Source organism: Bacillus sp. FSL M8-0025, from assembly GCF_037975475.1.
Taxonomy (GTDB): domain Bacteria; phylum Bacillota; class Bacilli; order Bacillales; family Bacillaceae; genus Bacillus; species Bacillus subtilis.
Map to the genome: position 1 here is coordinate 2,436,951 of NZ_CP150258.1, position 20,404 is coordinate 2,457,354.

General features: G+C 43.9%; 20 protein-coding genes. 3 read left to right on the top strand and 17 right to left on the bottom strand.

The features are described from left to right. Positions 1–16: 16 nt before the first annotated feature. From mtaB to gpr, 12 genes are all read right to left on the bottom strand, one after another. Positions 17–1,372: a tRNA (N(6)-L-threonylcarbamoyladenosine(37)-C(2))-methylthiotransferase MtaB gene (gene mtaB, locus MKX38_RS12495; RefSeq protein WP_014114458.1), complete on the bottom strand. Its 1,356-nt coding sequence runs from the start codon at positions 1,370–1,372 to the stop codon at positions 17–19. Further along, positions 1,372–2,142 carry a 16S rRNA (uracil(1498)-N(3))-methyltransferase gene (locus tag MKX38_RS12500; RefSeq protein ID WP_015384126.1) on the bottom strand — a complete coding sequence of 257 codons (771 nt, stop codon included), beginning with the start codon at positions 2,140–2,142 and terminating at the stop codon, positions 1,372–1,374. The genes mtaB and MKX38_RS12500 overlap by 1 nt, the downstream gene beginning before the upstream one ends. Before the next feature lie 22 nt (positions 2,143–2,164). Further along, positions 2,165–3,100 (bottom strand): 50S ribosomal protein L11 methyltransferase, encoded by a 936-nt coding sequence (prmA, locus tag MKX38_RS12505; RefSeq protein WP_004398884.1) that lies wholly within the window; start codon positions 3,098–3,100, stop codon positions 2,165–2,167. A 24-nt stretch (positions 3,101–3,124) separates the two neighbouring features. Then, positions 3,125–4,252, bottom strand: a complete 1,128-nt coding sequence (dnaJ, locus tag MKX38_RS12510; protein ID WP_003230010.1) for a molecular chaperone DnaJ — start codon at positions 4,250–4,252, stop codon at positions 3,125–3,127. A gap of 199 nt (positions 4,253–4,451) precedes the next feature. Further along, on the bottom strand, positions 4,452–6,287 hold the full coding sequence (gene dnaK, locus MKX38_RS12515; protein WP_004398786.1) for a molecular chaperone DnaK: 1,836 nt from the start codon (positions 6,285–6,287) through the stop codon (positions 4,452–4,454). Between the two features lie 23 nt (positions 6,288–6,310). Next, entirely contained in the window at positions 6,311–6,874 is a 564-nt protein-coding gene (gene grpE / locus MKX38_RS12520) for a nucleotide exchange factor GrpE (protein WP_029317891.1), read from the bottom strand. Positions 6,875–6,945: 71 nt separating this feature from the next. Further along, a complete protein-coding gene (gene hrcA, locus MKX38_RS12525; protein ID WP_339189425.1) occupies positions 6,946–7,977 on the bottom strand; it encodes a heat-inducible transcriptional repressor HrcA in 1,032 nt (343 codons plus the stop codon). A gap of 80 nt (positions 7,978–8,057) precedes the next feature. Beyond that, a complete protein-coding gene (gene hemW / locus MKX38_RS12530) occupies positions 8,058–9,197 on the bottom strand; it encodes a radical SAM family heme chaperone HemW (RefSeq protein ID WP_088326539.1) in 1,140 nt (379 codons plus the stop codon). 52 nt (positions 9,198–9,249) lie between these two features. After that, positions 9,250–11,088 (bottom strand): translation elongation factor 4, encoded by a 1,839-nt coding sequence (lepA, locus tag MKX38_RS12535; RefSeq protein ID WP_003229999.1) that lies wholly within the window; start codon positions 11,086–11,088, stop codon positions 9,250–9,252. Positions 11,089–11,221: 133 nt separating this feature from the next. Next, on the bottom strand, positions 11,222–11,560 hold the full coding sequence (locus MKX38_RS12540) for a YqxA family protein (RefSeq protein ID WP_014477382.1): 339 nt from the start codon (positions 11,558–11,560) through the stop codon (positions 11,222–11,224). Between the two features lie 16 nt (positions 11,561–11,576). Then, entirely contained in the window at positions 11,577–12,782 is a 1,206-nt protein-coding gene (gene spoIIP, locus MKX38_RS12545; RefSeq protein ID WP_038429323.1) for a spore autolysin SpoIIP, read from the bottom strand. Positions 12,783–12,844: 62 nt separating this feature from the next. After that, a complete protein-coding gene (gene gpr / locus MKX38_RS12550; RefSeq protein WP_014480309.1) occupies positions 12,845–13,951 on the bottom strand; it encodes a GPR endopeptidase in 1,107 nt (368 codons plus the stop codon). Positions 13,952–14,155: 204 nt separating this feature from the next. Between gpr and rpsT the strand changes: the two genes are divergently transcribed. Continuing rightward, on the top strand, positions 14,156–14,422 hold the full coding sequence (gene rpsT / locus MKX38_RS12555) for a 30S ribosomal protein S20 (protein WP_003229989.1): 267 nt from the start codon (positions 14,156–14,158) through the stop codon (positions 14,420–14,422). 14 nt (positions 14,423–14,436) lie between these two features. On the opposite strand, the gene holA is transcribed toward rpsT, so the two are convergent. Next, on the bottom strand, positions 14,437–15,480 hold the full coding sequence (gene holA / locus MKX38_RS12560) for a DNA polymerase III subunit delta (protein ID WP_160221684.1): 1,044 nt from the start codon (positions 15,478–15,480) through the stop codon (positions 14,437–14,439). 39 nt (positions 15,481–15,519) lie between these two features. After that, a complete protein-coding gene (locus MKX38_RS12565) occupies positions 15,520–15,669 on the bottom strand; it encodes a hypothetical protein (protein WP_003229985.1) in 150 nt (49 codons plus the stop codon). A gap of 40 nt (positions 15,670–15,709) precedes the next feature. On the opposite strand from MKX38_RS12565, the gene MKX38_RS12570 reads away from it, so the two are divergent. Continuing rightward, on the top strand, positions 15,710–15,844 hold the full coding sequence (locus MKX38_RS12570; protein WP_003229983.1) for a YqzM family protein: 135 nt from the start codon (positions 15,710–15,712) through the stop codon (positions 15,842–15,844). A 39-nt stretch (positions 15,845–15,883) separates the two neighbouring features. Here the strand turns inward: MKX38_RS12570 and MKX38_RS12575 are convergent, their stop codons facing one another. The 3 genes from MKX38_RS12575 to comEA form a co-directional block, all read right to left on the bottom strand. Continuing rightward, positions 15,884–18,214 carry a DNA internalization-related competence protein ComEC/Rec2 gene (locus MKX38_RS12575; RefSeq protein WP_128993168.1) on the bottom strand — a complete coding sequence of 777 codons (2,331 nt, stop codon included), beginning with the start codon at positions 18,212–18,214 and terminating at the stop codon, positions 15,884–15,886. Between the two features lie 3 nt (positions 18,215–18,217). After that, positions 18,218–18,787: a ComE operon protein 2 gene (locus MKX38_RS12580; RefSeq protein WP_003229978.1), complete on the bottom strand. Its 570-nt coding sequence runs from the start codon at positions 18,785–18,787 to the stop codon at positions 18,218–18,220. Between the two features lie 66 nt (positions 18,788–18,853). After that, complete coding sequence (gene comEA / locus MKX38_RS12585) at positions 18,854–19,471, bottom strand: competence protein ComEA (RefSeq protein WP_032722140.1); 618 nt, start codon at positions 19,469–19,471, stop codon at positions 18,854–18,856. A gap of 83 nt (positions 19,472–19,554) precedes the next feature. On the opposite strand from comEA, the gene comER reads away from it, so the two are divergent. Then, positions 19,555–20,376, top strand: coding sequence for a late competence protein ComER (gene comER / locus MKX38_RS12590; RefSeq protein ID WP_032722142.1), 822 nt, complete (start codon positions 19,555–19,557; stop codon positions 20,374–20,376). Positions 20,377–20,404 lie beyond the last annotated feature (28 nt).

Below are 20,404 nucleotides of genomic sequence, written 5' to 3' on the forward strand. Positions count from 1 at the left end.
GCACCGATTTTTTAGGTTAAGAAGACAAACGCATGTGTTCAGTTATTTCATCCTCAACCACACGGACAAACTGTCCTTCGTTGTAAGGATAACCTGCTTTTAGGATTTTGACTTTTACGATTTTACCGATCATATCTTCCGTGCCTTTGAAAACAACCTTCATATAGTTGTCTGTGTAACCGACAAACATGTTCTCTTCTTCTGTTTCTTTATAGGCTTCCTCAGGAATAATCTCAAGCACTTCATTTTCATACTGAGAAGCGTATTCTTTTGCAAGCTGGTCAGAAAGAGCAATCAGGCGGTGCACACGTTCGTTTTTCACGTTTTCATCCACTTGGTCTTCCATTCGCGCAGCTGGTGTTCCTGTACGTTTACTGTAAGGGAAAACATGCAGTTCAGAGAATTTATGTTCTTTAATAAAGTTATAGGTTTCCATAAATTCTTCTTCTGTTTCTCCAGGGAATCCGACGATGACATCAGAAGTAACAGCTAAGCCTGGCAGTGCTTTTTTCAATTTATTTAAACGGTCTGCAAAGAATTCCATTGTATATTTGCGTCTCATCCGTTTAAGCACTGTGTTTGATCCGGATTGGATCGGAATATGCAAATGATTCACTATCTTATCTGAGCGGTCTAAGACCTCGATCACTTCGTCAGTGATTTGGCTGGCTTCGATTGAAGAAATTCTGATCCGTTTCACGCCTTCCACACGGGTGTCTAATTCGCTCAAAAGCTTCGCGAAGTTGTAATCTTTCATATCTTCGCCGTAGCCGCCTGTATGAATACCCGTAAGAACAATTTCCTTATATCCGGCATCAACAAGCTGCTGCGCTTGTTTAATGACTTCTTCAGGGTCGCGGGAGCGGAGCAGGCCGCGCGCCCACGGAATGATACAGAATGTGCAGAAATTATTGCAGCCCTCCTGTATTTTCAATGACGCTCTTGTACGGTCCGTGAAAGCAGGCACATCAAGCTCTTCATATACTCTTGCTTTCATGATGTTGCTGACGCCATTAATCGGCTGGCGTTCTTCTCGGTATTGGTCAATGTAGCCAAGCATTTTTTCACGGTCCTGTGTTCCAACTACAATGTCGACACCGGGGATCGCCATAATCTCAGCAGGTGAGGTTTGCGCGTAGCAGCCTGTGACACAGATGACACCGTCAGGATTTTGACGAATGGCGCGTCTGATCACTTGGCGGCTTTTTTTATCTCCCGTATTTGTAACCGTACATGTATTAATGACATATACATCAGCTGTTTGTTCAAAGTCTCTTCTTTCATAGCCCGCTTCTTTGAAAAGCTGCCAGATTGCTTCTGTTTCATAATGGTTGACTTTACAGCCAAGCGTATGGAAAGCAACAGTTGCCATTACTGATCACCTCTTAATAACTCTGTTTGATAAGAAATCGCACTCAACGCGTATAGCGGAGCGGTTTCTGTCCTTAAAATTCTCGGTCCAAGGCCGCACGTCACACCGTCTTGCTCTGTGAGCCGTTCAACCTCCGCTTCTGTTAAACCGCCTTCGGGACCAAATACGATCAATAGAGATGATCCTTTCGGAAGGCTGCTTACAATCGCGCTGAATGCGCTTATTTCCCCTTGCTTCGATGACTCCTCGTATGCAACGACACATTTATCGAAATCCTGCATCCTTTGAAGAAGCTGCTGAAAAGAATGGACATCCATCACTCGCGGCACTTCGTTACGGTACGATTGCTCAGCCGCTTCCTTCGCAATTTTCGTCCATCTTTCCCGCTTTTTCTTTGCCTTTTTGTCATCCAGCTTGACAACAGAACGCGCGGCTTGGAAAGGAATAAAGGCATGAGCTCCGAGCTCAGTCCCCTTTTGGATAATCCATTCAAGCTTATCTCCTTTCGGAAGGCCGCTCGCAATATAGACCTTTATAGGAAGCTCTCTGTTTTCATTCGTCCATTCTATCACAAGGCAGGACACTTTATCTTTGGAAACAGATTGAAGTTCACATTTTGCCTCGAAGCCGTCTTGAGAGCAGCAGATAATCTGATCTCCCTCATTCATTCTCATCACGTTCACAATATGATGAACATCTTCGCCGGTAATCGAAAAAGCCGGCGCTTCCTCTATTTGCTGCTTCGTGAGCTCGATAAAATATCGTTGCATACGCTGTGACACCTACTAACTGTTATTTTTTCGCAATAATGCTGACCCAATCTTCCATTGAAAGGATTTCTACAATGGTAAAGCCAGCTTGTTCCAGTGCTTCTTTTACTTCTTGTTTTTTATGACCGATGATTCCTGACGTAATAAAGTGACCGCCTTCTTTTAACAGGCTGTACGCTTGTGAAGTAAAGCGAAGAATGACTTCAGCCAAAATGTTGGCCACAATCACATCATGTTCCCCTTCAATCCCGTCTAACAAATTGTTTTGCTTCACTTGAGCAATATCGCTGACTTTGTTCAGCTTGAGATTAAGGCGTGCACTTTCTACAGCCACGGGATCAAGATCGTAGGCATGAACCGATTCAGCCTCAAGCATTGCAGCCGCAATACTTAAAATTCCCGAACCAGTGCCGACATCAATCACCTTATCACCCTTTTGCACAAAGCGTTCAAGCGCCTGAATGCAGAGTACGGTTGTCGGATGTGTCCCTGTGCCGAAAGCCATTCCCGGGTCCATTTCAATAATCAGTTCATCAGTATGGACCGGCGTATATTCCTCCCACGTCGGCACAATTGTAAACTTTTCAGAAATTTTCACAGGATGATAATACTTTTTCCAGGCAGTCGCCCACTCTTCTTCATTTACTTCAGAAATAGTGATGTGGTTTCTGCCCAAATCAATATTGTAAAGAAGGAGATTATTAATCGTTTCTTTAATGCCGTCTACAGTTTCGCCCAGAAAACTGTTAACCGGCAGATATGCTTTGACAATGACACCCTCATCTGGGTAATCATTGGGGTCGAGCTGGTAGATTTCCCCGTACACATTCTCACGTTCTTTAATTAAATCAAGCGGGTCCTCTATCACAACCCCACTTGCACCAGCTTCATGCAATATATTTGAGATAGGTTCGACCGCTTCATGTGTTGTGTGAATGCTTAATTCGGACCATTTCAAAACTACCAACTCCTCATCCAATAATTAATCGCCTTTAAACGCGCGTTTTACCTTGTCAAAGAAACTCATTTCCTGTTCGTCAGGCAGGTTTCCGCTGACTTCGGCAAATTCGCGGATAATGTCTTTTTGTTTATCAGTCAGATTTGTCGGCGTAACGACGCGGACGACGATATGCTGGTCACCCTGTCCATAGCCTCTGACATTTTGAACGCCTTTGCCTCTTAATCTGAATTTCGTTCCTGTTTGTGTACCGGCCGGAATTTTCAATTTCACTTTTCCATGCAGCGTCGGCACTTCTACCTCATCTCCAAGAGCAGCCTGAGCAAACGTTAACGGCATTTCACAGTAAATATCATCGCCGTCACGCTCGAAGAACTCGTGTGCGCGTACATGGAACACGACAAATAAATCCCCAGCAGGGCCGCCGTTTATTCCTGGTTCACCCTGTCCCGAGAGACGAAGCTGCTGCCCGTCATCTACACCGGCTGGAATTGTCACATTGATTTTCTTGCGTTTTTTGATTTTTCCTTTGCCGCCGCAGTCCGCACATTTGTTTTTAATGATTTTGCCTGTACCTTCACAGTGGTGGCAGACCCGTCTGTTAACGACTTTTCCAAACGGTGTATTTTGCTCCACGTTTAACTGGCCGGAGCCTCCGCAGTGGGAGCATGTTTCTGGATTTGTTCCAGGTTTCGCACCTGAGCCTTTACATGTTTCGCACGTTTCCTCGCGGGGAATTTCGATGGTTGTTTCTTTACCGAAAGCAGCATCCTCAAACGACAGGGTCATCGTATACTGTAAATCAGCACCCTGGCGCGGAGCGTTGGGATCTCTTCGTCTTGTGCCTCCGCCGAATATACTTGAGAAAATATCATCGAAACCAAAACCGCCGAAATCGCCGCCGCCAAAACCTCCGCCGCCGAAGCCTTGGTTAGGATCAGTGTGACCAAATTGATCGTAATGCGCACGTTTTTGGTCATCTGACAGCGTTTCGTATGCTTCTTTTACCTCTTTAAATTTTTCATCTGATCCGGCTTCTTTGTTAATATCAGGATGATATTTTTTTGACAGCTTCCGATAAGCTTTTTTAATTTCATCCTTTGAAGCGCTCTTACTTACTCCCAGCACTTCATAGTAATCACGCTTACTCATCTCGCTTCACTCTCCCGAATTTCTCACATAAATTAGATTGTATCATTTTGAATTATGATTTTTCAATTCCTTTTATCCCGGGCAAGAAAAAAAGTCAAAGCCAAGAGATGCCTGACTTTGACTTTCTAATCATTGAATCAGATTATGAAATGTGTTCTTTTCGGTCAGCTCCGGAAGGGGGGCTGACACTAAAAAGAACTTATTTTTTGTTTTGGTCGTCGTTTACTTCTTCGTATTCAGCGTCGACAACGTTGTCATCCGCTTTGCCTTCAGCGTTTGCTCCGCCTTGAGCTTGCTGTGCTTTAGCAGCTTCTTCATAAAGCTTCATAGAAAGCTCTTGAACGATTGTTTGAAGCTCATCTTTTTTCGCTTTGATCTCTTCAAATTCGTTTTTCTCAATCGCTGCTTTTAAAGCATCTTTGGCATCGTTGGCTTTTTTCACTTGTTCTTCGTCCACTTTGCCTTCAAGATCTTTTAATGTTTTCTCAGTTTGGAAAACAAGCTGATCTGCTTCGTTGCGGACTTCGATTTCTTCTTTTTTCTTCGCATCAGCGTCAGCATTTTCTTCCGCTTCTTTTACCATGCGTTCGATCTCTTCATCTGAGAGACCTGAAGAAGATTTGATTGTAATGTTTTGTTCTTTTCCTGTGCCTAAGTCTTTTGCTCTTACGTTTACGATACCGTTTTTGTCAATATCGAAAGAAACTTCGATTTGAGGCACGCCGCGCGGTGCTGGCGGGATATCAGTAAGCTGGAAGCGGCCGAGTGTTTTGTTGTCGGCAGACATTGGGCGCTCACCTTGCAGAACATGGATATCAACAGCTGTTTGGTTATCAGCAGCAGTTGAGAACACTTGAGATTTGCTTGTCGGGATCGTCGTGTTGCGGTCGATCAGTTTTGTAAACACGCCGCCCATTGTTTCGATACCGAGAGAAAGCGGTGTAACGTCAAGAAGAACAACGTCTTTTACGTCACCTGTGATAACGCCGCCCTGAATCGCAGCACCAAGCGCTACAACTTCATCCGGGTTTACGCCTTTATGCGCTTCTTTTCCAGTTTCTTTTTTGATTGCTTCTTGTACGGCAGGGATACGAGTTGATCCGCCGACAAGGATGACTTTGTCGATTTCGCTTGCAGAAAGTCCTGCATCTTGAAGCGCTTGACGGACAGGACCCATTGTGCGCTCTACTAAATGAGAAGAAAGCTCTTCGAATTTAGCGCGAGTTAATGTAAGTTCAAGGTGAAGGGGTCCTGCTTCTCCAGCTGTGATAAACGGTAAAGAAATTTGCGTAGAAGATACGCCGGAAAGATCTTTTTTCGCTTTTTCAGCTGCGTCTTTCAAACGCTGAAGCGCCATTTTGTCTTTTGATAAATCAATGCCGTTTTCTTTTTTGAATTCAGACACAAGATGATCGATGATAACTTGGTCAAAATCGTCCCCACCCAGACGGTTGTCGCCGGCAGTTGAACGAACTTCGAATACACCGTCGCCAAGCTCAAGGATGGAAACGTCGAATGTACCGCCGCCAAGGTCGTATACTAGGATCGTTTGATCTTCATCTGTTTTATCAAGTCCGTATGCAAGCGCTGCTGCAGTCGGCTCGTTGATGATACGTTCTACTTCAAGACCTGCAATTTTACCAGCGTCTTTTGTTGCTTGACGCTCAGCATCGTTAAAGTATGCAGGAACTGTGATAACTGCTTTTGATACTGTTTCGCCAAGATAGCTTTCAGCGTATGATTTAAGGTGTTGAAGGATGATAGCAGACACTTCTTGTGGAGTGTAATCCTTTCCTTCAATTTCAACTTTATAATCAGTACCCATATGACGTTTGATAGACATAATTGTGTTAGGGTTTGTAATAGATTGGCGTTTAGCCACTTCCCCTACTTGACGTTCGCCGTTTTTAAATGCAACAACTGATGGCGTTGTGCGGTTTCCTTCAGCGTTAGCAATAACTTTAGGCTCGCCGCCTTCAAGCACTGCCACACATGAGTTTGTTGTTCCTAAGTCGATTCCGATAACTTTACTCACTTGAATAACCTCCTGCTATGTAATTATTGATTCACTTTGACCATGGAAGGGCGAATGACGCGATCCTTCAGCTTATAGCCTTTTTGCATTTCCTCAACAACAATGTTTGAGCCGTAGTTTTCGTCTTCAGCCTGCATAACAGCTTGGTGCAGATTAGGATCAAATTCCTGCCCTACAGCTTCGATGGCTTCGACGCCTTCTTTTTTCAAGGCTTCTACGAGCTGACGGTGGACCATTTCCATTCCCTGGAGCAAACTTTTCGTCTGTTCATTGTCGGCTTCAACCTGAAGCGCTCGTTCAAAGCTGTCAAGAGCCGGCAGTAAATCAGTCACGATATTTTGAGAACGGTATTTTTGGGACGCTTCCATCTCTAAACGGCTGCGTCGTTTATAGTTTTCAAAGTCTGCTTGAACACGCAAAAGTTTGTTTTCTTTTTCCTCAAGCAAACCTTGCAATTCGTTAATTTGGTTTTGAAGAAGTTCGCTTTCATTTGTTTCTTCCTGATGTTCATCAGCGGCAGCTTGTTCTTCAATGATTTCTTGCTCTTCTGTTTCGTTTTGTTCAACGGTTTGTTTTTCTTCTGACATTGTGTTCACCTCCCTCAAAGTGTAAGGAGAAGGACAGGTGCTGCCCTTCGATAAAATTTGCCAAAATTCCCTTATTCATCATACAGACTTGTTAATGCTTTTGACAAGTCCGAAGTCACATGCTGAAGCAGGCTGACAACCCTGGAATAATTCATGCGGGTCGGGCCGATAATCGCAATTGAGCCGATCTGCTTCTGGTCTACGGAATAAGAAGCCGTAATCAGACTGCAATTTTCCATCTCTTCATAGTCGTTTTCTTTTCCGATTTTAATCGAAATTCCCGTGTGCGGGGATTGAACCAGCTTTAAAACATCCTGTTCTTTCTCAATTAATGAAAGCAGCGACCGAACTCGGGTGATATCATGGAACTCAGGCTGGTTCAGCATATTGATTTTCCCGCCAAAAAACAACTTTTCAACGTGATTTGTGGAATGAAAGGTTGAACGAAGCGCGTCGAGTATATTGTCATAGTTTTTAATGTGCTGTCTTAGGTACATGACAACTTCTTTAAATATGCGCTCATTCAGTTCATCCATTGGAGCGCCGCTTAAACGGTCGTTCAGTATATTTACCAGTTTTTCAATATCAGACAGATCCATTTTGGCCGGAAAGTTAATCGTTTTGTTTTCCACATGCCCCGTATTGGTAACGAGAATCGCTACCGCCATATCAGGCTGAATCGGAATGATTTGAATCTGTTTAAGGTAATTCTCACTCAGCTTCGGCCCGAGTACGATGGATGTGTAATTCGTCAGATCGGACAAAATTTGCGCTGATTTTTGAACTGTCTTCTCCAGCTCGAAAATTTTCTCTTTGAAGATCGAGTGGATTTGGTCCAGGTCGCTTTTCGTCAGTTTGACGGGTGACAGCAAATGGTCAACATAGTACCGATACCCTTTTTCTGACGGAACACGTCCTGAGGATGAATGGGTTTTTTCAATAAAGCCCAATTCCTCCAAGTCAGCCATCTCGTTTCTTATTGTTGCAGAGCTAAATGTGATTTCATCTTTTTTCGAAAGAGTTCTTGATCCCACCGGCTGTGCCGATTTAATAAAATCGTTGATTATAACCTGAAGGATCAGCAGCTGACGATTTGTTAACATCATCATCACCTCTGTTAGCACTCTCAATAAGCGAGTGCTAATTCTATAACAAAAGTATCAAACCACAAGAAAAATGTCAATTATAACTCACCCAAAAAAGCGCCAAAAACTTCATTGCCTAATAATTTCCCTTGATGAGTCAAATAAACGGCAGACTCTGAATTGTGAATCAGCCCTTTTTCAGCGAGGTCATTTAACACGCTTGGGAAAAGTCCATCCAGGGAACGGCCGTATTTTTCTGCGAATCGTTTTTTGCTGACACCGGCTGTTTTTCTCAAACCTAAAAACATTTCTTCCTCAATCTGTTCTTCTGTTGTCACTTCATGTGTATCTCTGTACGGAAAACCCTTTTCAGCTATCAGGTCAATGTAATGCTTAACAGGTCCGACGTTCACTGTTCGTGTGCCGCCGATATATCCGTGAGCGCCGGCTCCGAAACCGAAATATTGTTCGTTGCTCCAATACGTTAGATTGTGCTTAGATTCCATGCCTGCCTTAGCAAAGTTGCTGATTTCATATTGATGAATGCCGTGAGCTTCCATCTTGCTCATCACCATTTCATACATTTCAGCTTCCTGCTCCTGCGGCGGAAGATGAAGCCGCCCTTTTTGCATCAAATTATAAAATACCGTTTTCGGTTCTACAATAAGGGAGTAAACGGAATAATGCTCGGCATCCAGTGATAAAGCAGTGTTTATGGAATGTTCCAGATGCTTGAGGGTTTGCCCCGGAAGCCCGAACATGAGATCAAGACTGATATTCTCAAAACCGATTTCCCGCGCTCTTTCAAAAGAGGTGAATACATCTTTTTGCTTGTGCACTCGGCCGATTTTTTCTAACAGATCGTCTTCGAACGTTTGCACACCAAAGCTGAGGCGATTTACGCCTGCTTCTTTTAATATTTTTAATTTCTCTGCGGACAAGTCGTCCGGATTCGCTTCAACCGCAAATTCCGATAAGTCGCTTGAGGGCTTCAGTACGCGGTTGATCATGTCCATCAGCTTTTTAAGCTGTTCCTCAGACAGGGAGGTCGGCGTGCCTCCTCCGATAAAGATTGTTTTGAGATCAGGCTGCCCAGTTTTTGCTATTGTATTTATCATTTCCTGTTCGAGTGCGTTTAAATACTCATCGACTGGCTGACTTTGAATAAAATATTTATTGAAATCGCAGTAGTGGCAAATATGCTCACAAAATGGGATATGGATATAAGCTGATTTCAACGGATTCACCTTCTTTACAGAAAGAAGCCGCAGTACAAGACTGCGGCGGCTTCTATTGTTTTTTCGGACTGTCGTCCATTTTCAGAACTGCCATAAATGCTTCTTGCGGCACTTCAACTGAGCCGACCTGCTTCATCCGGCGTTTTCCTTCTTTTTGTTTTTCAAGAAGTTTCCGTTTACGCGAGATGTCCCCTCCGTAACATTTAGCCAATACGTTTTTACGCATTGCTTTTATGGTGGAGCGGGCCACGATTTTCTGGCCGATTGCGGCTTGTACCGGAACTTCAAACTGCTGGCGCGGAATGAGTTCTTTCAGTTTTTCAACGATCACTTTTCCGCGTTCATATGCGTAATCACGATGCACGATAAAGGAAAGGGCATCGATTTTTTCACCATTCAGCATAATGTCCATTTTCACAAGCTTGGACGGTTTGTAGCCGATCAGTTCATAATCAAAGGACGCATAGCCTTTAGTGCTTGATTTCAGCTGGTCAAAAAACTCATATACGATTTCCGCTAATGGCATATCATAAATGATGCTGACACGGTTTGCGTCTAAATACTGCATGTCAATGAAATTGCCGCGTTTTCCTTGGCAAAGCTCCATTACAGCGCCGACATAGTCATTCGGCACCATCATCGTCGCTTTTACGTATGGCTCCTCAACCCTTTCGATCTTTTGAGGATCCGGCATGTTGGACGGGTTATCGACAACGACCTTTTCGCCGTCTGTCATATACACGTCATAGATAACGCTTGGCGCTGTCGTAATCAGGTCGATGTTGAACTCACGCTCAATTCGCTCCTGAATGATCTCCATGTGAAGCATGCCTAAAAATCCGCAGCGGAACCCGAATCCAAGCGCTTGCGAAGTTTCCGCTTCATATTGAAGGGAGGAATCATTCAGCTCAAGCTTTTCAAGAGCTTCCCTTAAATCATTATACTTCGCTGTATCAATCGGATACAAACCACAGTACACCATCGGGTTTAGCTTGCGGTATCCCGGCAGCGCTTCTTCTGCAGGATTGGCAGCGCTCGTTATTGTATCACCGACACGTGTGTCACCGACATTTTTGATTGAGGCAGTCAGGAAGCCTACATCACCGACCGTCAGTTCATTTGTCGGAGTTGCTTTCGGCGTGAACACGCCCACCTCTGTTACTTCGAATTCTTTCCCGGTTGCCATCATTTTGATTTTTTGTCCCGGCTTTACCGTTCCTTCAACGACTCTGATATAAGCCACGACACCGCGGTAGGCGTCATAAAGCGAGTCGAAGATCAGCGCTTTGAGCGGCGCCTCCGGATCTCCGGTCGGAGCTGGCACCTTTTCTACGATTTGTTCTAAAATCTCCTCAATCCCGATACCGGCTTTTGCTGAAGCAAGCACGGCTTCTGATGCGTCAAGGCCGATAACGTCTTCTACCTCTTGGCGCACACGTTCGGGCTCGGCGCTCGGAAGGTCGATTTTATTGATGACCGGAAGGATTTCAAGATCGTTGTCAAGCGCTAAGTAGACATTGGCGAGCGTCTGCGCTTCAATCCCCTGGGCTGCATCCACGACAAGAATCGCTCCCTCGCAGGCAGCAAGGCTTCGGGATACTTCATACGTGAAGTCGACGTGTCCCGGCGTATCGATTAGATGAAAGATATATTCTTCTCCGTCTTTTGCTTTATATTTAAGCTGAACAGAGTTTAATTTAATGGTTATACCCCGCTCACGTTCAAGATCCATAGAATCGAGCAATTGTTCTTTCATTTCTCGTTGAGTGATTGCCGACGTTTTTTCTAAAATACGATCCGCTAAGGTCGATTTTCCGTGGTCAATATGGGCAATGATAGAGAAATTCCGTATTCTCGATTGCCTCTCTAAACGCTTTTCTTTATCTGTCACAATCTATCACTCCTACTATTAAACGCAAAATACACTAGCTTAGATTATATCAATAGGATTGTAAAGATTCAATGTAAAACAAGAAAGAGAAAAGTTCCCTATCATATCTGGGCTGCTTTTCTCTTTCACGTACTTATTGATTCATATCCCGTATCCATTCATACATTGACTGGGCAGTATTGGTTACGGTGTCCGAAAGCGCTTTTCCGGCTTTTGAAAACATATTGAATGTCTCCACCTTTTCCAGCTCTTTTTGTTTTTCTTCTAAATCTTTTGCCGTGACTGTTTCTCCTAGGATTGAGGCTTCTTTTTCATTATCTTTTCCGTCGGTGAGCGTAAACGCCCCCTTCAGTGAAGGGTCATGATAGCCTTTCATACTCAGCATCCCGTTGTTTGCCTGCTGCATGCCGAACAGAACGCCTAAAAACATGATCGTGACAAGCAGTAAGCACTTTCCAAAGTATGCAATCAAATCAACCACCTATTTCTTATTGTTTTTTCGTCTCCCCGCTCGCTGCGTTGACCTTTTCAGCATCCCAGTACATTTCGCTGAATACGTCCGCGGCCGCGTTAGCCGCACGCTGCAGCTCTTCGAGATTATTATCCACTCCGCCAAACTCGAGCAAAAGCGCTCTATCGGTTAAATCCTGATTGTAAACACCATTATCGCCTGGCGAGCCTTTGGAAAAGACACCTGTGCTAAGTCCGGGGTATTTTTTCTCCATCAGTTTATGAAGCTCACTCGCAATTTTATAGTTTTCTTCGAAGTTTTTGCTTTTTTTCCCGACGACAAAGGCTACCCTGGCATAGCTTTTTCCTTTAATCGTTGCGGTTGTGTCTTTTTTGCGCCGTGAGTCCCTGTGGATGTCAATGATATATTGCAGATTTTTGTTTGAAGCAAGGGCGTCTTTCACAACCGGCCTTGATTCATCATAGGACCTGGCATAGTTTAGGCCTTTTTTATTTAATTTTGACTGTATATCGGTTTTATTCACTGTGGCTCCGATTCCCTGGGATTCAAGCGCTTGTCCGAACATATCTCCTACAAGCGTGACGTTGGCTTTAGAATGGCGCGCCATGTCAGGATCGGTCTCGCCTTTTAATAGAGGGAGATATGATTCCGTATTGTGCGTGTGATAGATAAACACGACCTTTTTATCACCTGTTGTTTGTTTGGGCGGATCTTTTTGCGCATTATCTGATTGCGTTTGCTGTTTTTCAATCTCTGCCAAATTCGCTTCCCTTTCTTCCTCCATCACCTTAGACGGCGGCGGCGATTCCGCAGGCATATTCGTATAATCCGTCCCTTGTCCAGCTAACAAAATCTCGGTATCAAATTGTGCAAACCCTGGCAGCTCCCGACCGAGAAAGCTCCGCGGATCTTCGAGGTTAATGCTCGTCGCCAGCTTTAAAGAAAGACGAGAAAGATGAAATGAGCTGTCGGTTTGAGAGAGGTCAGAAGCAAAATAATGGTTTTCCATCCGCAGCAAATGTGCAAATACGTCACCCGGCAATTCTTCAGCAATCCCATAAAAAGAGTCAGACGACGGCCTAAGTTCCGGCCGGAGAGACGTCAGCACACCGGATAGAACAAAAATCACGATAAGGCTTACGATAAATAGAAAGATGGCTTTTATCGCTTTCCCTCCATTTACCGCAACAACAATCTGTCTGTTTCTGCGTTTATTTCTCATTGAATCCCTCCAGCGCTTGTCTAGTAATTACTCTATGAACAAGCTAGAGGAAGTAGAACTGTTTAGTGATTGTAGGAGCCTTTGTTTTCTTGTGACACTTTTTCATGAAGCGCTGTGTTTAGTCCGTTCGCTAAAACATTTGCCATATCGTCGATAAATGAATCGACTTCCTTCGGCGTAACCATTAAGTTGTGTCCTAAAGGCGAAAGCACCTCGTGAATGAGCTGCCGTTTTTCATCTTCTTGAAGGGTTCCGACAATCCCTAGGAACGATTGGCGCTGCTTTTGATCGGGAAGATCTTCTTCAGTGAGCACTTTCTTTTTCCCAAACGTCATGCCTGCCGGAACAAGCGATCTTGATGGCCTGTTATCCTTCATTTCTCTGCCAAAATGTTTTAATATGTAGTCCACCGTGTCGCTGGCAATTGTCACGGCATCAACTACTGTCGGAACACCGATAGCAATCACCGGAACACCAAGCGTGTCTTTGCTTAAATCTTTTCGTTTATTCCCCACTCCAGATCCCGGGTGAATGCCTGTATCCGATATTTGAATGGTTGTGTTGACCCTTTCCACCGCCCGCGCCGCCAACGCATCAATGGCGATGACAAAATCAGGCTTCGATTGCTCAATCACACCTTTAATAATGTCACTTGTTTCGATTCCTGTTATCCCCATTACACCCGGTGCAAATGCACTGACAGGCCTGTAACCCTCCTGTACGTTTTCCGGCTGAAGCTTAAACAAGTGCCTTGTTACCAACAGATTTTCTACTGCCATCGGTCCAAGCGCATCAGGTGTCACGTTCCAGTTGCCGAGCCCAACGATCAAACAGCTCGCATCTTTTGAGATATTAAGGTTTTCAAGAAAAGCTGAGAATTCCTCCGCAAAGACAGCAGAGACCTTCTCCTGCATTTCCGAATCATTCTCCCTGATTCCCTGTGCTTCAAGCGTTAAATAGCGCCCTTCTTTTTTTCCCGAAAGCTCCGCGCCTTCCTTTGTAACATCAACTGTGCGGATTTTAATGCCGCCGTGATCACGCTCTTTTTCAATAAAGCCTTTAATTTCTTTTGTCGGCACAGCCTGCTGATTGGCCATTGCTTCCTTCGTTTCCACTGCCAAATCGGTCCGTATCAAATACTGATTCACATCCAGCTCACTCTTTTTCATACAGGGGGCCTCCTTCACATTAAGTACCTATATTGTTGCCATTTGCTGAATGAATCATGCTAAAAAGAGAACCTTCAATGAAAAATACTTTACATTTATATTGCAATCTAAAGGTGTGTTTGATAGAATACAATTTGTTCTATTGTGAAGAAGATTTAACCTTAAGACACTGTGCTACAGGTTGTATCTTAGGAGGTGAAACACATGCCAAACATTAAATCAGCGATTAAACGTACAAAAACAAACAACGAACGCCGCGTTCATAACGCGACAATCAAATCTGCTATGCGTACTGCAATCAAACAAGTTGAAGCTTCTGTTGCCAACAACGAAGCTGACAAAGCGAAAACTGCTCTTACTGAAGCAGCTAAACGTATTGATAAAGCAGTGAAAACAGGTCTTGTACACAAAAATACCGCAGCTCGATACAAATCAAGACTAGCGAAAAAAGTGAACGGACTTTCTGCATAATATAAAAACGATCCTCAATAATGGGGATCGTTTTTTTCATTTCTTTTTAACAGCTGTAAAAGGAACAGTTCGAGCAGAAGCTGCTTGTCCTTTTTTCCGGTTTTCATCTCATAGTCCATGACGGCAAGCTGTTCAATAATTGAACGGAGCTCCTCCTCTGAAAAAAGCCTTGCTTGATCCATCGCCAGCTTTACCCGAAATGGGTGAACTTTTAGATTAGAAGCGATTTGTTTTTGTCCGTATCCCTGTTCCGCGAAGTATTTTGTCTGAAGAATCAGCCGGAACTGGTTCGAAATAAGCGCCATAATTTTGATCGGTTCTTCATTTTGTTTAAGCAAATCATAAAAAATTTGCAGACTCTCAGTTCGTTTTCGGTTGACGATTTTATTGATCAGCTCAAAAATATTTTGTTCAAGGCTTCTAGCAACAAGCATTTTCACATCATCCAGCGTAATTTCTTCACGATCTCCAATAAACGTGCAGAGCTTTTGAATCTCCTGAAAAATCGATGACAGATGCCCGTTCACAAGCAGAACCAAATGCTCCGCCGCTTCCGTGCCGATTGTTTTCTGCTCTGTTTTTGCAAGGTTGACAGTAAAGTCTGTCGTTTCCTTTGCGTTTAATTCCTTCGCCTCCATCATAAACGCGTGCTTCTTTAACGCTTTCGTCAGCTTTTTCCGCTCATCAAGCTTTTCATACGGAGCAAGCAGGACAAAGACTGTGTAAGGAGCAGGTGATTGTATATATGATTCAAGCGCACTGACGTTGTGCTCAATTTTTTCTTTTTTCTTTTCACCTGTTAAAAAATATGGATTTTTCACAATGACAAGACGCCGCTCCCCCATAAACGGAAACGTTTCAGCATCTGCAATTGCTTGATCCAGCGGGTCCTCTTCCAGATCAAAAACGGACAGATTGAAATCCTTTGTCTCCTGATCAACGACCGTCTGTCTGATCCTGCTGATGGTTTCTTGCAGCAGATATGTCTCTTTTCCGTATAAACAATAAACCGGATGGACCTCTCCTTTTTTCAGGCTTTTCCACACATCAAATACCATTGTTGTACGACTTCCTCTCTTTCATCATCCCCTTCTATCCTAAATTGAGTTTGCAAAATAGTAAAGAGGAAGCCTGACTGCTGCTTCCCCATTTATATTAAACGCCTGTTCGCAAGCCCCCGGGACAGCTTGTAAAAAGGCGATAATCACCAGAACAGAAAACGTTACCTTAGCTTCTAGATTTTTCAAAACAATTCCATTATACTTAAGTCAGTCAGGAGGGATAAAGTTGAATGATTTTGAAAAAAACGTTCAAAGCAAACGAAATGATGCTGTAGATTCAGCTGTTGGTTTTGTTGTGTCCTTCGGATTTTTCGCCTTCTTGTTTGTCATGGCAACGGTTATTCACCTAGTTGGTTCATAACAGCGACTGCCCGGGCTGCTGATTTCTCGGCAGTCTTTTTTAGTTCGTCTCTGTTATATCTGATGTATCATATGGAGGATAGACAGAAAAGGTTCCAACTCTGTTTTTGTATCTATATTGGATCGTTCCGTTTTGATCTGTTCGCAGCACGCGGATAGAATGTCTCTGTAATAGTTGCAGAACTTTTTGATGAGGATGATGGTACCGATTGTTTTTCCCGGCTGAGATAATGGCCGTTTTCGGCTGAAGCTGTTGGATGAATTCTTCACCGGTAGAGCCTTTGCTCCCATGGTGCCCCACCTTTAAGACATCTGCTTTAATATTTGGAAACACGTCCATCACCTCCTGTTCCCCTTCTTTCTCCAGATCACCCGTCAAAATCCAGCTCAGAACGCCCGTCTCCATCCACAGAACGAGAGAGGAATTATTTTTGCTTGCCGGATCAGGTGTTTCAGGTGACAGTACATGGAACTGCAAATCCTTTATTTGCAATACATCGCCTCGCTTCACCTCTTCAATTGTCACTCCCTCTTTTCTGGCTGTCTGCAGCACTTTCTCATCTTTAGGTTCAGAAACGAACCCTTTCGGAATCACGAGGCGCTTTACTTTATGATGCTTCAGCAGAGTCTCCGCCTCTCCGATATGATCTTGGTCAGCGTGCGTCAGAATTAAAGCGTCAAGCTGTTTGATTCCCTTAGCAGTTAAAAACGGAATCAGCACCTTTTCCCCCAGTGAAAACGAATGCTGTTTTTCGCGCCAAGGCTCTGACGAGTAAGACAAAGTGCCGCCGGTATCAATTAAGACACGACCCCGCTGATGCGGAGCACCTACAAACATGCTGTCACCCTGTCCAATATCTATCATATCCACTTCTCCTTCGGAACTAAGACACGGATATATAAAGAGCAGAAACAGCACCGTGCAGCAAATGCCTCCGGTTACCATCAACTGCGACAAGGAGCGTTTTTCAATCGCCATAAGCAATAGGATGATCGCAACCGTGAATAAAAAAAGCAAAACAGGTGCAGGATGTGCGATCATAATCGTGAACACATCAACATCTGCAATGTTTGTGATTAGCCTATTGGTCCAGCTTATCAATAAATCAAACCAGCTGAAAAACAATCTCCCAAACGAAGCGGAAAGACTTAATAGAAGAACACCTGCTACAGCTCCCGGCAAAATACAGAAGGTATAAAATGGTACCATCAACATATTCATCGGTACGCTGATGATAGAAAACTGATGAAAATGATACAGGAGAATCGGAAGCGAGCCCAGCTGAGCGATGAGTGATACAATTGTCAGCTGCCCCAAGGAGGTTTTAACCTGATGAAAAATAGAAGAGGATAGAATTAAAGAAAAACTGACGGCGAACGATAGCTGAAAACCGGCTTCAAAGAGATGATAAGGATTGAAGAGCAGAAGGACGATGTATGAAAGACAAATTGCAGTTGCAGAGTGGACACGCCATTTGACAAGGCTTCCAGCTAAGTAAACACCCGACATGAGAGCGGCGCGTAGCACTGAAGGAGCAGCGCCGGTCAACATCACATAGAGCGGCAGAAATAACAGCAACAGAATTGACGCCTTTTCTCTAGTTATACCAAGGCGAATCATGATATAAAACAAACCTGTTGTCAAAATCCCCACGTGGAGTCCTGATATTGCCAAGAGATGGACAACACCAAGCTTTTGATACGCGGTAAGCACTTCATCCTCCACATAAAATCTGTCACCAACTGTAAGTGCCTGTACAATCCCTGCCGAATCAGGAGGCAAAAGGCTGTTTGTGAATGATATGATATGTTTTCTCAAGCTGAGCACCTTGTACTTAAAATTTTCAGGTTCGCTGCAGTTTTGAATAGACGTGACAGAGTAGTTCCAATGAATATGCTGCCGATAAAGATACTCGTTATAATCAAATGCACCCGGCACAGTTGCGTGATTCGGTTCTTCCAATGTACCAGTCAACTCACATGACATTCCTGGTTCTATGTATAACAGCTGTTCTTTTTCACCAGCAGACTGAATGCGATACGCAGCAGCCCATTTTTCCTTATCAGGTGTCTCAACCATCATAGACATACGGTCGCCGTCAATTTTGGGAATAGTGTCAATCACTGCCTTGAATTGATAGGTTCCCTGCCGATAGGAAGAGACATTCTGAGAATCTGTGACTGCATACAGTACAAAAAACAATATAAAAGAGAAGAAACAAACAATAATAAGAAAAGCGTGCCTCGTTTTGATTAAAATGATGAGGAGAAAGAGGATGAAAAGAAAAATAGCGTGGAAATAAGCGGCGGCAGTAATTCCAGCCGTTGCCGAAGCTGCCGCCATAGGCAATAATAAGCGCGAATTACGCATTCATCACACGTAGCTCGTGAAAAGTGTATTCGCCTGTTCATGTATCTTTTTCAATTCTTCCTCCGCTAAACCGGCATCGGCCAATTTCCCTATAAGACCCGCTACAAATGAAAGCTTTTCTCTGTTTTTCAGATCAACGATCATTTCATCGAGTTCAACCTGTTCAACAGTTACACCCGCCTGTTCAAATAATTCCTGCGCATACGGATGTGTTTTGTAATCCTCAGCATAATAAACCGTTTTGATACCAGCTTGAATAATAGATTTGCAGCATTGAATGCACGGATAATGCGTCACATAAATCTCGGCTCCATCAGTCGGCACCCCAAACTTAGAGCATTGAAGAATCGCATTCATTTCAGCGTGAATGGTTCTTGCGCAATGATCATCTATCATTAAGCATCCTTCATCTGCACAATGTACGCCGCCCGCGATTGACCCATTGTAGCCTCCTGCTATCATGCGTTTGTCTCTGACTATAGTAGCGCCGACAGATAATCTCGGACATGTGCTGCGCAGCGCCAATAAATGGCTTTGAGCCATAAAGTATTGATTCCATGAAATTCGTTCCACGTTGTTCCCTCCAAATGTTGTGTTGCCTGACCTTTAGTTTACCTATCATAATGCATGACCGTCAAATCACTTTACTGTAATGGAAGACTTTATTTTCTCAAATGACTTTTCACCTATTCCTGAAACCTTAGTGATATCTTCAATTGTTGGGAAACGCCCGTTTTCTTCCCGGTATGCAATAATAGCTTCAGCTTTGGATGGCCCCACCCCTGAGATGCCTTGTAACTCCTCTAAGGTTGCTGTATTGATATTCACCAGCGCTCCCTTCCCTCCATCGCTTTGGACAGACCCTCCGCCACCTTGCTGCACTGCTGTTTCCTCTCCCTTTTTCGGGATGTACACCACTGTCCCGTCCTGCAGAATCTCCGCCAAATTTACTTGCGCTTCGTCTGCTTGTTCACTGGTCCCGCCCGCTTTCTCAATTGCCTGAGATACTCTGTCCCCTGTTCGCAATTCATAAACGCCAGGATGCCGAACAGCACCTTTGATGTCTATCACAATTGTTTCATTTGACTCGTCGTTGTTTGCTTCCTGCTTTACCACTGTATTTTCTGTCTCTGTTGGTACAGCTTGCTTCACCGGCTCTTTATTTTTCCCTGTGGCCAGAAAGATCATAATCGCTGTGAAAACAGCCGCAGAAGCCGCTAAAATAATTGCTTTCTTATGCTGATTCAACCAATTCATCGTGCATGTTCCCCGCTTTCGTCATATTTTATTTTCATAACACATATGGTTTAGAGGATAATAGCTCAAAGGAGGGGAAACCATTGAAGATAGGCTTTATCGGCACAGGAAATATGGGTACGATCCTTATCGAATCATTTATTGAATCAAAAGCGGCCGATCCCTCAAACATAACAATCACAAACCGCACAATTGAAAAAGCGTTGCACATAAAAAACCGCTACAACAGCATAAACGTTACCGAAAGTCTCGAAAAGCTCGTTTCTGAGAACGAGATGATTTTTATTTGTGTTAAGCCGCTTGATATATATCCTTTACTGGCAATAGCGTTACCTTATTTAAGAAAAGATCATATTCTCATTTCAATTACAAGCCCCGTTCAAACCGAACAGCTCGAACAATATGTGCCGTGTCAAGTGGCGCGAGTGATCCCAAGTATTACGAACAGAGCGCTGGCAGGTGTTTCTCTCGTCACTTTCGGCACAAGCTGCGGCGAATCTGCAAAAGCGAAAATCAATGAGCTGATGCAGCATATCTCTCATCCGCTGCAAATTGAAAGTGACATCACGAGGGTTGCATCAGACATCGTAAGCTGCGGCCCCGCTTTTATGAGCTATCTGATTCAGCGGTTTATAGATGCAGCTGTTTCGGAAACATCAGTGTCTAAACAGGACGCGATTTTGATGTGTAAGGAAATGCTTGTCGGAATGGGAAAACTGTTAGAAACCGAATTGTATACCCTGCCTGCATTACAGGAAAAGGTTTGCGTTAAAGGCGGTGTAACAGGAGAAGGCATTAAAGCGCTGGAAAGCGGTGTGCAGGATATGTTTCACCGAGTATTTCAAAATACTCATATGAAGTACGAGGAGGATATTTCCGCAGTGAAAAAGCAGTTTCATGTGTAGACGAGTATGTCATACGTTCGTCTGTACT